This window comes from Streptomyces sp. NPDC037301, from assembly GCF_055602785.1.
Genome location: NZ_JBVJWD010000103.1, coordinates 1 through 12,121, shown reverse-complemented (window position 1 = coordinate 12,121; position 12,121 = coordinate 1). Strand labels below are relative to the sequence as shown.

General features: G+C 66.7%; 11 protein-coding genes. 8 read left to right on the top strand and 3 right to left on the bottom strand.

Annotation, left to right across the window (positions count from 1 at the left end; genetic code table 11):
* Positions 1 to 184: 184 nt before the first annotated feature.
* From ACZ7IB_RS47690 to ACZ7IB_RS47680, 3 genes are read left to right on the top strand one after another with little or no spacing between them, the layout of a single operon-like run.
* The gene (locus ACZ7IB_RS47690) at positions 185 to 889 is read left to right on the top strand and encodes a tyrosine-type recombinase/integrase (RefSeq protein ID WP_470921511.1); all 705 of its coding nucleotides are present in this window, start codon (positions 185 to 187) and stop codon (positions 887 to 889) included.
* Positions 890 to 912: 23 nt separating this feature from the next.
* Entirely contained in the window at positions 913 to 1,338 is a 426-nt protein-coding gene (locus ACZ7IB_RS47685) for a hypothetical protein (RefSeq protein WP_470921510.1), read from the top strand.
* The gene (locus tag ACZ7IB_RS47680; RefSeq protein ID WP_470921508.1) at positions 1,335 to 1,919 is read left to right on the top strand and encodes a DUF6262 family protein; all 585 of its coding nucleotides are present in this window, start codon (positions 1,335 to 1,337) and stop codon (positions 1,917 to 1,919) included. Before ACZ7IB_RS47685 ends, ACZ7IB_RS47680 begins: the two co-directional genes overlap by 4 nt.
* 160 nt (positions 1,920 to 2,079) lie before the next feature.
* Here the strand turns inward: ACZ7IB_RS47680 and ACZ7IB_RS47675 are convergent, their stop codons facing one another.
* Both ACZ7IB_RS47675 and ACZ7IB_RS47670 read right to left on the bottom strand, forming a co-directional pair.
* A complete protein-coding gene (locus ACZ7IB_RS47675) occupies positions 2,080 to 2,805 on the bottom strand; it encodes a dienelactone hydrolase family protein (protein WP_470921506.1) in 726 nt (241 codons plus the stop codon).
* Between the two features lie 548 nt (positions 2,806 to 3,353).
* Positions 3,354 to 4,307, bottom strand: coding sequence for an SDR family NAD(P)-dependent oxidoreductase (locus ACZ7IB_RS47670; RefSeq protein WP_470921504.1), 954 nt, complete (start codon positions 4,305 to 4,307; stop codon positions 3,354 to 3,356).
* Between the two features lie 51 nt (positions 4,308 to 4,358).
* Between ACZ7IB_RS47670 and ACZ7IB_RS47665 the strand changes: the two genes are divergently transcribed.
* The 5 genes from ACZ7IB_RS47665 (at position 4,359) to ACZ7IB_RS47645 (ending at position 11,477) form a co-directional block, all read left to right on the top strand.
* Complete coding sequence (locus ACZ7IB_RS47665; RefSeq protein ID WP_470921503.1) at positions 4,359 to 4,778, top strand: MerR family transcriptional regulator; 420 nt, start codon at positions 4,359 to 4,361, stop codon at positions 4,776 to 4,778.
* A gap of 324 nt (positions 4,779 to 5,102) precedes the next feature.
* Positions 5,103 to 5,786: a TnsA-like heteromeric transposase endonuclease subunit gene (locus tag ACZ7IB_RS47660; RefSeq protein WP_470921501.1), complete on the top strand. Its 684-nt coding sequence runs from the start codon at positions 5,103 to 5,105 to the stop codon at positions 5,784 to 5,786.
* An 11-nt stretch (positions 5,787 to 5,797) separates the two neighbouring features.
* On the top strand, positions 5,798 to 7,867 hold the full coding sequence (locus ACZ7IB_RS47655) for a transposase family protein (protein ID WP_470921499.1): 2,070 nt from the start codon (positions 5,798 to 5,800) through the stop codon (positions 7,865 to 7,867).
* Positions 7,864 to 9,003: a TniB family NTP-binding protein gene (locus ACZ7IB_RS47650; RefSeq protein ID WP_470921498.1), complete on the top strand. Its 1,140-nt coding sequence runs from the start codon at positions 7,864 to 7,866 to the stop codon at positions 9,001 to 9,003. Before ACZ7IB_RS47655 ends, ACZ7IB_RS47650 begins: the two co-directional genes overlap by 4 nt.
* On the top strand, positions 9,000 to 11,477 hold the full coding sequence (locus tag ACZ7IB_RS47645; RefSeq protein ID WP_470921496.1) for a DUF6262 family protein: 2,478 nt from the start codon (positions 9,000 to 9,002) through the stop codon (positions 11,475 to 11,477). Before ACZ7IB_RS47650 ends, ACZ7IB_RS47645 begins: the two co-directional genes overlap by 4 nt.
* A gap of 9 nt (positions 11,478 to 11,486) precedes the next feature.
* On the opposite strand, the gene ACZ7IB_RS47640 is transcribed toward ACZ7IB_RS47645, so the two are convergent.
* Complete coding sequence (locus tag ACZ7IB_RS47640) at positions 11,487 to 11,870, bottom strand: CPCC family cysteine-rich protein (RefSeq protein WP_470921513.1); 384 nt, start codon at positions 11,868 to 11,870, stop codon at positions 11,487 to 11,489.
* Positions 11,871 to 12,121: the final 251 nt, after the last annotated feature.

Below are 12,121 nucleotides of genomic sequence, written 5' to 3'. Positions count from 1 at the left end.
ACCCGGACAGAATGACGCCCACGCGCCGTCCACCACAGCATCCGGACGGCGCGTCACATCACAACAGGGCAAACGTTGCCTGATGCGGCACTAGTGAAGGAGCCTCTGCCGCCCCGGGGTCCGCGGTCCAGTGCGACGCCGCGCTACCGGGACAAGGCCACGGCGAGCCAGTATCCTGACGACGGTGGGCGAGTTCCTGAGGTTCTGCGTCCCGTTCGGCTGGGTGGCGCCGGCGACGGCGTCGTTGCTGTCCGGGACCAAGTACCTGTCGTTCCTGCCGCCCGGCTACAGCCCCGGCGAGGACGGGCAGTTCCGCACGGTAGAGGCCAAGACCATCAAGTTCCGGGTGGCGTTGCCGGGCTACGAGTGGTTGAGCGACGAGCAGTTCGCGCAGTTGCTCGCGCTGACCGTCCGGGCACGGGACCGGTTCCTGGTCTATCTGCTGGGGGCGACGGGGATGCGGATCGGGGAGGCGCTGGGGCTGCACCGCCAGGATATGCACCTGCTGCCGGACTCCTCAGCGCTGGGCTGCCAGGTCTCCGGCGGGCACGTGCACGTGCGGCGGAGGATGAACAGCAACGGAGCGCTGGCGAAGGCCCGCAGCCCGCGGTGGATCCCGGTCGATCCGGACGTGGCGGGCCTGTACGCCGAGTACGTCTACGAGCGGGGCCAGGTCCCGCAGGCCGCCGAGAGCGAGATGGTGTTCGTCAACCTCTTCCGGGCCCCGCTCGGGCAGCCGATGAAGTACCCCAACGTCAAGGACCTGTTCGACCGGCTGGCCGTCAAAGCCGACTTCGCCGCCCGCCCGCAAAAACGACGATTGGGTATTACAAGGTCTCGCTCAAGCGGAAGCGGGCAGCGGTCGAGGTGGTACGCAAGCACACCCTGAACCGTGGCGGACGCCCGGCGCCGATGCCCTCCAACGCCGCCTACGAGCGCAGTTCCGTGGCGGCGCCGTTCGGCGGTTGCGTCGAGCCCAGCAACGTCAAGGCCGGCGGGAAGGCATGCCCGCTCCGCTTCCGTTGCGCGGGCTGCGACTTCTACCGGCCCGACCCGTCCTACCTGCCCGTCATCGAGGATCACATCCGCACCATGAAGGCTGAACGCGAAACCGCGCAGGCACTGGACGCCGCGGAGTGGGTGATCCGGAACATGAACGAGGAGATCGACGCCTACAGGCGCGTCGCCGCCAACATGAAGAGGAAGATCGAGGATCTGACCGCTAAGGAGCGGACCGAGATTGAAGAGGCGAGCAAGATCCTGCGCAAGACCCGCGCCTCGAACGGCCGCAACCTGCTCCCACTGACCGTCCTCCAGCAGCCGGGCGGTGCCCAATGAGCGGCAAGCGTGTCCCCGCCGAGGTCCTCAAGGCAGCCCGTCTCCGCGACAGCCAGACCAAGCGGACCAAAGTCCTGGCGGTACTGCACGACATGGTCGCCCGCAGCGAGCCCGTCACCTTCGCGGCCGTCGCCAAGACCGCCGGGGTGTCCAACTGGCTGGTCTACGCTGAGGGCGTCCGTGAGCACATCGACGCCGCCCGCGCTCGGCAGGCCGTGCACCCGCGGAAGCCCAGCACAGGGGCTTCCGTCAGCTCGGCGGGCTTGAAGACCGATCTGGCGCTGGCTCGCCAGGAGATCACCGCACTGCGGGAGGAGCGGGACAAGCTCAAGGACGCCGTGCGACGACAACTGGGGCAGCAACTCGACCAGGTCGGCACGGGCGAGCTGGTGGCACGCATCGACGAGCTCAGCCGCCAGAACGCCGAGCTGACCGCCGAGAGAGACGCGCTGACTCGGGGCAAGGCCGAGTGGGAGGAGAAGCTTGGCGGGGCGGAGGAGGACCGGGACGCGGCTCGCGTGAGCCTGCGCAGGATGATGCGCAGGGAGAACGCCAACCCGGATGCCCCGGAAGCCGGATGAGCCCTGTCATCGGGCGGAGCCGGTTCCGGCCGCCGAGTGGGAACGCCCTCGCAGAGCACCTCGTCACAATTTCTCTGAGCTGCGGTGATGTCCCACAAACCGGAGCCGGTGGCGGTCTACCGGCCTGGCTCGCGGCCCGAAATCGCGGTTGCTGACCAGATCACTCCGTTACGGGCAGGCACTCGGCGAGCAGGTCGATGACGTCGTGCCAGGCGCGCTGCGCGTGCTGTGGGTGGTAGCCGACGCCAGGGACCACGGGGTGGTCGACCGGCGGGTGGTGGAAGGCGTGCAAGGCGCCGCCGTAGACCGCGAGGCGCCAGTCGACGCCCGCGGCCTGCATCTCGGCGGTGAACGCGTCCCGTTGCGCGGGCGGCATGATCGGGTCTTCCGACCCGACCCCGGCCCACACCGGGCAGCGAATGCGCGCCGCCTCGCCCGGTCGGCCCGTGGTCAGTGCGTTGACTGTCCCGATCGCGCGCAGGTTGACGCCGACGCGCCCGAGTTCCAGCCCGACGGCGCCCCCGGTGCCGTAGCCGACGGCGGCGATCCGGTCGGGGTCGGTCCGCGGTTCGGCGCGCAACACGTCGAGAGCCGCATGGCCGATGCCCCGCATCCGGTCGGGGTCGGCGAGCAGCGGCATGCAACGGGCCAGCATCTCCTCGGGGTCACCCAAATAGCGCCCGCCGTGAAGGTCGAAGGCCAGCGCTACGTAACCCAGCTCGGCGAGCGCATCGGCTCGGCGGCGCTCGACGTCGCTGAGCCCCATGCCTTCTGGTCCGAGCAGCACCGCGGGCCGGCGGTCGACACCGGCCGGGAGCGCGAGGTGCCCGATCATCGTCAGACCGTCGGCCGGGTACTCGACCGTGCGCGTTGTAATCGTCGTCATGAGACTGGACCGTAGTGATCGTCGAGCCCGGTCGGGCCGGTGTTCACCGCTGGCAGAACGGCGCGGGTGTGCCTCTGAAATGCGGCGATAGCTCACAAGATCCGTCACAAACCCCGTTCCCGCGGGGGCATCGACGCCCAGCAACATGCCTAACTTCCCTTAACAAGCAACAGGGGCCTGAACTGCATCAAGACTTGACAGCACTAGATAAAGACGGTGCTGCGGACCTTCTACGACTTCCATCTGGACCGCAACTGTAGGTTCCGCGTTTCGGTGTCCAATTCTGGACCACTATGTCTAGCAGATGCCTAATTGGACAAGCCGCGTGGAAGTGCTGGTGTCCTGTCGCGGTCCAGTTGACAGATTCTCAATCGTTCTCATCCAGAGTGGGCGGATTCTCAGGGCGTACCGTTCTGAGCTGCGAGTTTCTCTCGCTCTCGGACCGGCCCTGCACGCCTTCGGCGGCGAGCGAACGAGTGCCCGCCGCCGAGTATGAGCGGAACAGCTCTTGAGCCTTCACTGCCTTTATCGGAGCCGGTTCGCCTTCATCAGAACGCGTTCAGCCCGATGAGTCTGCCGGAGAGTTCCCAGAGCCGGGATGCCGCGTCGGGGTTGGTGGCCCAGGGTTTGACTCCGCCGATGAGCATGTCGTCGGTGGCAGCCGGTTCCGCGATGTCGCAGTCCTGGCAGTAGGCGCCTCCGTGGCCGTCGAGCAGCGGTGACGTTGCCGCCCATACGGCTGTCGCCGCGCCCTGCTCTGCGGATTTGAAGCCTGCGGCCGGCTCTCCGTCCGGGGTCACCCAGCCTTGTGCGAGCCACTCGTCGCGAGGGATGTGACGCTGCAACGGTGTGAGGATGCTGCCGGGGTGCACCGCGAAGGCATGCAGGTCCATGTCGGTGCCGAGGCTGTTGAGGTGCCGAGCGAAGAGGGCGTTGGCGGTTTTGGACTGGGCATAGGCCAGCCAGCGGTCGTAGCCGGTGCGGAAGTGGATATCGTCCCAGCGGATGTCGGACAGGAAATGACCGGACGAAGCTACGGACACCACCCGGGACCCCCCAGAGGCCAAAGCCGGACGGAGGCGCTGGACAAGCGCGAAGTGGCCGAGGTGATTGACCGCGAAGTGCGCCTCCCAGCCAGGGCCGATACGGGTTTCCGGGCAGGCCATCACACCGGCGCCGTTGATGAGGATGCCGAGGGAACGGCCGGTCTCCAGGAAGCGTTCGCTAAAGGCTCTGACGCTCTCCAGATCTGCCAGATCGAGTGCGTACACCTCCGTCCTGGGGACGCCTTGCAGAGCGCGTTCGGCGGTTGCGGGCCGGCGGGCGGGGATGATGACTTGTGCTCCTGCGCGGGCGAGAGCGCGGGTGGTCTCCAGCCCGAGGCCGGAGTAGCCACCGGTGACCAAGGCGGTCGTGCCTGCCAGATCGATTTCGGCGAGAACATCATCGGCCGTGCTGTGCGCACCGAATCCGGTGCCGATCTTGAACTGCTTCGTGATCATCCTTTGACGCTAGGACCTAGACTGCACGCTAGGTCAAGGTACGTTGCTGTGATGAGCAAGGACACGGGTGGTCTGCCCATTGGGAAGGTCGCCGAGATGACCGGAATGAGCGTGCATGCACTGCGGTTCTTCGAACGCGAGGGCCTGTTCCTACGCCAGATTCCGCGCTCCAGCGGTGGACAGCGGACCTACGAACAGGCAGATGTGGACTGGCTCATGCTGTGCAGCCGACTCCGAGACTCGGATATGCCCATCGCCACGATCAAGAAGTTCGCCGAACTGGTCCGATCGGGGCCCGGCAACGAGCCGGACCGCCTCGCATTGCTGCGCGAGCACGAAGGCAACGTACGAGCCAGGATTGACGACTTGAATTCGAGCCTCGAAGTCATCCATGGCAAGGTCTCAACCTACGAACAGCATCTTCGCGGCGGGACAGCAGCCGGGCTCTGGTCGCCGACACTGCCTCGGTAACCCCTCCAGCCATACAGGGAGTGAGGCGCACCTCTACCGCGAACATGTCTTCCGCGGGAGCCATCTCATTTGAGAACGCCGAAGCGGGGTTTCTCAATCGAGATGGCAGCCCTGCAGATCAGCAGCTTGCTATTCGTCAGATGCGTTGCGACAGGACAGCTGATCAGCGCGTTCACTCTTTCGGGTTACGCCGTGGTCGTCGTTGAGACAGCGGTCGCGGCCTGGACTCACCGTGGTCGTGGCGGTTGAAGGGCGGCAACAGGGGGCGATGTACTCGTGTCCGTGGGAAGTGTTGTTTCGTCAGCGACGTTGCGTGCGAGGCACGTGGACGGTAGCGCGTTCGCGGAGGGCGCCTTCAGTGAGGCGTCGCTGAGCGACCTCTTCGACGCGGCCCCCTGGCGCACGTTTCGCTGGTACCTGGGCCAGAAGCATTATTCAGGGTCCTTCTGGTCGGCGACGGAGCAGGCTCTGGTGATCTACGAGTCCCGGCTGGAGCTGGCGCGGTTACTGTTCGCGGATTTCGACCCTGCCGTGTCCCGGATCGTCGCACAGCCATTCCTGATGACCGCGCACGTCGATGGCGCGGTGCGCAAGCACATCCCTGACTTCCTGCTTCGCACCGCCAAGGGCCCGCTGGTAGTCGACGTCAAGCCGGCGCACAGGGTGTCACGCCCGGACGTCGCCTTCACCTTCGACTGGAGCCGACTCGTCATCGAGTCACGTGGCTGGGGCTACCAGGTGTGGAGCGAGCCGCCGGTGGCACTGTTGGAGAACCTGCGTTTCCTGGCCGGCTACCGCCGCGCCTGGCTGTTCGACCCGATGCTCCTGGACGCACTTCGGATGGCCGATCTGGACGGCGCGACCCTGACCGAGGCATTCACCTCAGTCCTGGTCTTCGACCCCGACGCGGTGCGCTCGTCGGTGTTCCATCTGCTCTGGTCAGGGTGGCTGACCACGGATCTGGACCGTCCACTGGGTTCGGCGCACGTTCTGCGGCGGCGGTCGTGAACTCCGGGGCCGTGAGGCTGGGAGTCGGCACCCGGATGCTCTACGACGGCGAACTGGTCGAGGTCGTCGAGACCGCGGCCACGACGGCCGGCAACGAAGTCGTTCTGAAAGACAGGCTCAGCCGGTTGATGCGGGTCTCGGTCAAGGAACTGCTGTTCTCCGACCGAGTGCAGTTCGTGCCCGAGGGGCCGGGGCCATCCTCGGCCGACGACATGGACCTGGCGTCCGTCGTGCTGTCCCAGCTGGGTCTTGAGGAACGGCGGCAGCTGCTGGAAAGGGCCGAGCACGTCCGGGAGGTCCTCTACGGCTACCGGTCGGGCAGCCGTGAGCTGGCCGGCGAGGGCGAGCCGCGTCCCGGCTACGATCCGGCGCTGCCGAAGATGGTCCGCTATCAGGCCAAGGCTGACGAGCTCGGCGTCTCGGTACGCACCATCGGCCGCTGGGTGGCAGGGCTGGAGAGCGGCGGTGAAGCCGCTCTGGCGACCACGGCGTTGACGAAGAGCGTTCTGGATCGGTGTGATCCGCGCTGGGTGGAGACGGCGCTCGAGGTGATGGTCGAGTACGTCGACCAGGCCACGCCGATGCGCAAGACCGTGATCGACCGAACCCGGGCAAGGCTGATCGCCCGTTTCGGAGAGGGCGCGGTGGCGGTGCCCTCGAAATCCAAGGCTTACGAGGCACTGGCGCTGCTGGAGAAGCAGCATCCGACGTTCCGGTTGAGTACCAAGCGGAACAGGGACATCGCCGGGCGGCCCAAGGAGGCTTACGGCAGGCTGCGTGCGACCCGGCCGGGTGAGTACGTGCTGATGGACACCACCCGGCTGGACGTGTTCGCCTTGGACCCGCTGACACTGCGGTGGGTGAACTGCGAGCTGACGGTCGCGATGTGTTGGTATACGCGCTGCATCGTGGGGATGCGCCTGACGCCGGTCTCCACCAAGGCGGTGGACGCGGCTTCAGTCCTCTACCAGGCATACCGGCCGCCGCCGGTGCTGCCGAGCTGGCCGGCCGAGGCGGTCTGGCCCGAGCACGGGATCCCGCGGTCGGTCCTGATCGACCCGCAGGCGATCGAGGGGCCGATCGCGCGGGCTGCCGGGCCCGCGCTGGCACCGGAGACGATCGTCATCGACCACGGAAAAATCTACGTCTCCGACCATCTGACCAGCGTCTGCGCGCGGATGGGGATCTCCATACAGCCGGTCCGACTTCGCACGGGCCGGGACAAAGGGCCGATCGAAAGATTTTTTCGGACCCTGCGTCAGGACCTGCTCTACGGCTTGCCCGGCTACAAGGGCCCTGACATCTTCTCCCGCGGGGTGGATCCGGAAGGCGAGGCGTTCTTCTTCCTCGACGAACTCGCCGACAAGATCCGCCAGTGGATCTCGGCGGTCTATCACCACAAGCCGCACCGCAGTCTGGTCGAGCCAGGGGTCCCCGGGCTGCGGATGTCGCCAGCGCAGATGTTCGCCCACGGCATGGCCAGGGCCGGCTATATCGAGGTCCCGCGGGATCCGCATCTGGGCCTGGAGTTCCTGGAGACCTCCTGGCGGACGATCCAGCCCTACGGGGTGGAGATCGAGGGGTGTCGCTACGACGGCGCGGGGCTGCCCAAGGACGGGCGGCCGAGCCCCTACCCGAACGGGCTGTGGCCGTTCCAGGTCAACCCGGACGACATCACCCGCGCCTACTTCCGGGACCAGGAACGGCGCTGGCGCGTCCTGCACTGGGAGCACGCCCCGGTCCTGAACATGCCGATGAGCAGGGACGCACTGCGCTACGGACGCAGACTGGCCGCGAAGCAGTACCGGCATCCCAACGACCGCCTGGTGACGGCCGACTTGTTCGAGCGCTGGAATCTGGGCTTCGGCCAGACGCTGGCCGAGCGGCGGATGGCTTTGCGCATGGCTCGTGATCAGGCGGCGTTCGTGATCAACATCGAGGACGACAAGCCCGTGGCCGAGGAATCAGTACCGCCCGCGCAGGACGTTGGCGATGACGACGCGGCCGACTTCGAGGACTTCGACGGCGGCACCGACCTCGACGAGGATGCCTTCTACGCCGACGCCCTGGAGGACCTGTGACCACGGCGGGAGCCGGCCCGGCGGCATCGGAGGATCCGACATGGCGCGCCTTGCCCCTGGACAACCTGACGCTCACCAGGAAGGAAGGCTTCGCGGCGTTCGCCGAGGCGAGAGAGACACCCGTTTTGCCCACACTGACCATGGCCAACCTCAAAGCGCTCGATCCACAGGCGCTCGAACACCACAACGATGACCGCCGCAGGTTCCTCGCCAACCTACGGCCGATCAAGACCATGCAGGCTCGGGAGCTCTCCGCGGACCTCGCTGACATCTTCGACGCGGGGGTGCACCAGCCCAGCTGGCAGGCCAAGGGCATGGCCGCGATCGACGCGTTCCCCGGCTTGGGCAAGACCACCGTCGGCCTCTCGTTCGCCAAGAAGGTGCACAACACTCTGATCGGTCAGTACGGAAGGTTCACCGAGGCCGGGCACGAGCGCTGGCCCGTGATCCGGGTCGGCATGATGGGCGATACCAGGGTCAAGGACTTCAACTGGGCGATGCTGGAGTTCTTCGCCCACGCCGGGCGCAACAGCGGCAGCGCCAACTCGTTCCTATCGCGCGCCCTGGACTGCGCCGTGTCCTGTGAATCAAGGCTCCTGCTGGTCGACGACCTGCAGTTCCTCCAGTTCCGTTCCCGCCGCGGGACCGAGCTGGCCAACCAGTTCAAGACGATCGCCAACGAATTCCCGCTGATGATCCTTTTCATCGGCCACGACCTTGAGGGCAAAGGGCTCTACGACGATCCCCAACTGGCCCGCCGGATCACCCCGCTGGGACTCCAGGCGTTCAGCATCGAGCATGAGCCCGGCCGCGAGCAGTGGCGCCGCTTCCTGCTCTCCCTCGAACAGCGCCTGGTCCTGGCCAGCAAATACCCCGGGATGCTCGCCGATGACCTGTCCGACCAGCTCTACGCCCGCTGCAGTGGGCACATCGGCTCGCTCATGTCGCTGATCAGGCTCGGCTGCCTCCGCGCGATGCGCACTGGGGAGGAGTGCCTGACCGAGAACGTGCTTGCCCAGGTCAAGCTCGACCGGGCAGCCCAGCAGCAACTGGCCGAGTGGGCGGCGTCCCTCGCCTCCGGGAAGACGACCAGCAAGCCGAACAAAGGCGGGAACAAAAGCAGAGGGCGGCGATGACGGTGGTGCCCCGGACGCTGCCGATCCGCCTGCCCCCGATTCCGGGCGAGGCGCTGGACTCGTGGCTGGGCGCCATCATGCACCGCAGCAGCATCGATCTCCGTGACCTGCTCATCGCCGCTGGAACGCCGTTTCCCACCCGGCTCGACCACGCTCCGGACTACACCACCTACCTCACGGCAGAGGAGGCCGACCGACTCGCCCGGATCACCGGCACCGAAGCAGACCTCCTGCACGCCATGACGTTACGGCGCTACGACGGCTCCGCGCTGGCGTTGCACGACACCCGTCGAGTGGTACGCCGTGTCAGGCTCTGGGGTCGCGGCGTCGGCTCCCGATACTGTCCGCGATGCCTGGCCGAAGGCGGCGGCCGCTGGCCCCTCCGCTGGCGTCTGACCTGGTCGATCGCCTGCACGCACCACCAGGTGCTGCTCGCGCACACCTGCACGGTCTGTGGGCGATGGCCGCACCACCGACCCTCCACCAGCAATCAGGTGCGCCAGCATGAATGCTCGGCACGAACTTCCGGTGGCGGGACCTGCAGAGCTGACCTGACGCGCAGCGAGGTCATCTCGCTGCCCCCGGGCAGCCCGGTCCTGCCCGCACAGGAATGGGTCAACGGCCTGCTGAGCCGGATCGAGGCCGGCGACGACGACCCCCGCCTGCGCGAGGCCTTCACCGATCTCACCGCCATCGCCGCCCGCAGCCTCCTGCGGGCCGAGCCGGGCGACTTCATCGCCTGCGGGCAGCAGATCGAGCAGGCACGCCAACGCCATGGGAACAGCGCACAATACGCGCCGGTCGACGCGACCGTGATCGCCGGACCCTTCACCCGCGCGGTCGAGATCGTGCGCGATCCGCTCTCCGAAGCCACCTTCACCGCCATACGCACGCTGGTTGACCGGGAGGCCACGGTCATGCCGAAAGGGCCGACGGAGCAGATACGCCGCAGCATCACACGGCTGGCCTCGGCCTGCCTGGAAGAGCAGTTCTGGCGAGCCGTCGATCCCCACCTGTCCATAGGGCCTCGGCTTCGCTACCGCACCTGCACCACCCGACCCCGCACCCCAGCACACCGCGACCGCACGGTCGTCGCGCGGACGCACTCGCTGCCACAGTTGCTCTGGCTGGACTGGGCGCTGCTGCTGTTCCCTCCGCAAGCCAACCTCTCCGACCGCCACAACTACCACCTATGGCGGGCCGCCCTGGCCGCGACCGTCATGCTCCCGGGCTGGTGGCAACAGCGCTACGACCTCGCGACCTCACTCCTGCACGGCGATCGACGGCTACCCCTCACAAAGTTCCTTTCCAAGATCGCCCGAGGCGGCACCGACCTACCCGCCGCGATCTGTCTTCTCGCCGAGCACCTCGACCAGCACCCAGCACCCATCGACTACGCCCGCCGACGGAAACTGAAAGGCAACGACCTGCTGCCCGAGGCCATCTGGATCGACATCCGCCGCCGGACCGGAACGCCACCTGGCGATCAGTACCGACTCCCGGCAGTGCGCCGATACCTCTACCAACGCATGACCGGCTCAGACCTCTACTCATCCTCCGGCTCGCTGAACCTGGACTCCACCGACAAGACCAGGAACCTGCCGGTCATCTTGACGCAGTCGCTCCTGGAGGCTCTCGACGAGCACGCCGCGCACTACCTGACCTCGCACGACATCAGGGAGCCCGTCGCCTGGTCACCACCCCTGGCGATGGTCGACCACCTCGACCTGCCCGGCCGAGACATGCCCCTGCCCGACACCGAACACGCAGCCCAATTAATCAGGAGCCGCCTCTCACCAACAGCCGCCGCCAACGCACTCGGCACCAGCCCTGAGCACCTCAGGCTCGCCTTCGAGGCCCGGCACCAGGCAGTCGGGGCGCCATTGCGACAGCATCGACCAGCTCGCTGCGAAGGAGTCGAGAAACCGTTGCCCAGGCATATCGATGTCAACTCCTCGGCCGAGGTCCGAGCAACGCCGCCGCACGGGACCACGGCGAAACGGGCCCCCGCCCAAGTGTTGCGCGAGGCCAGAGCCCGCGACAGCGAAGCCAAACGAGCCCGGGTACTCAACACCCTCGACGAGATGGCCGCGACGGGAGAGAAGATCACCTTCCTCAGACTCGCTCGCACAGCACGGGTCTCGAACTGGCTGGTATACGCCGAGGGACTGCGCGAGCACGTCGAGGAAGCGATCAAGAAGCAGAGCGGGGCTGCACAACGTGAGGCGGAAGTGGGCTCGGACGCCTCGGCCGAATCGCTGGCGGCCGACCTGGAACTGGCCACGGCAGAGCTCAGAATCCTGCGCGCGGAGCGGGACCGGCTCAAGGCGGACATGGCGCGGCTGCGGGAGACCGAGGCCGAGCGTGATCGGTTGCGTGAGGCGCTGAAGGAGACCAAGGAGAAACTGGAGTCCACGCTCAAATCCGCAATCAGCGGTCACACCGACAAGCCCCACCCGCCGTCGTTCAGTTGACGATGCCGGTCAGCTTCGACGCCAGAATTCTGGCAGCCACCAGCACAGCACCATCAGATCCTTGGGCCATGGCACCTGATCGGGTGCGCCCCAGTCCTCGAAGGATTCCAGGGCCAGATCGATGGGCCGCCATTTCGGATCGAGGGGTTCATCGATGGCAGCGGGGCGAACATGTGCGACGCCGCCCGCGTCGCACGCCCCGAACTGCTGGTAGTACTGCTGGGCATCGATCAACGATGTCCGGTTCGCACCACCCGCCATGGCAGGCCAACGGAACTGGATCGCGTCGTCCTCCCAGAAGCAGATCGGACAGATCGAATACGACCCAGGCCACCCCTGGTCAGCATCGAAGACGAGATGACCACAACACGGACAAGGACGGCGACTACTCACCAGCACAGTCTGCCCGGCCACGGTGATTACCCGTGAACCGGCTCCCGGGAGCAGTCACCTGATGGCGGGGAGCGATCACCTTCCGTCCTCGCTGACCAAATCACCCGGTGTCGGCGTATTCGTGAATGTGCTCAACGAAGTACAGATAGGGCCTTCCCCCAAGGCCAGGTAGTTAGCGTTCTCGCAGGTCACGCAAGGGGTGTTGACGTCCATGCAGTCGCTGCGTAGAGGCCAGGGCCGATCTTGTGGAT

Excerpts from the sequence above, each read along its gene's own strand:
- ACZ7IB_RS47670 (WP_470921504.1), bottom strand. The coding sequence starts at position 4,307 with ATGATCACGAAGCAGTTCAAGATCGGCACCGGATTCGGTGCGCACAGC.
- ACZ7IB_RS47645 (WP_470921496.1), top strand. The coding sequence starts at position 9,000 with ATGACGGTGGTGCCCCGGACGCTGCCGATCCGCCTGCCCCCGATTCCG.
- ACZ7IB_RS47680 (WP_470921508.1), top strand. The coding sequence starts at position 1,335 with ATGAGCGGCAAGCGTGTCCCCGCCGAGGTCCTCAAGGCAGCCCGTCTC.
- ACZ7IB_RS47675 (WP_470921506.1), bottom strand. The coding sequence starts at position 2,805 with ATGACGACGATTACAACGCGCACGGTCGAGTACCCGGCCGACGGTCTG.
- ACZ7IB_RS47685 (WP_470921510.1), top strand. The coding sequence starts at position 913 with ATGCCCTCCAACGCCGCCTACGAGCGCAGTTCCGTGGCGGCGCCGTTC.
- ACZ7IB_RS47665 (WP_470921503.1), top strand. The coding sequence starts at position 4,359 with ATGAGCAAGGACACGGGTGGTCTGCCCATTGGGAAGGTCGCCGAGATG.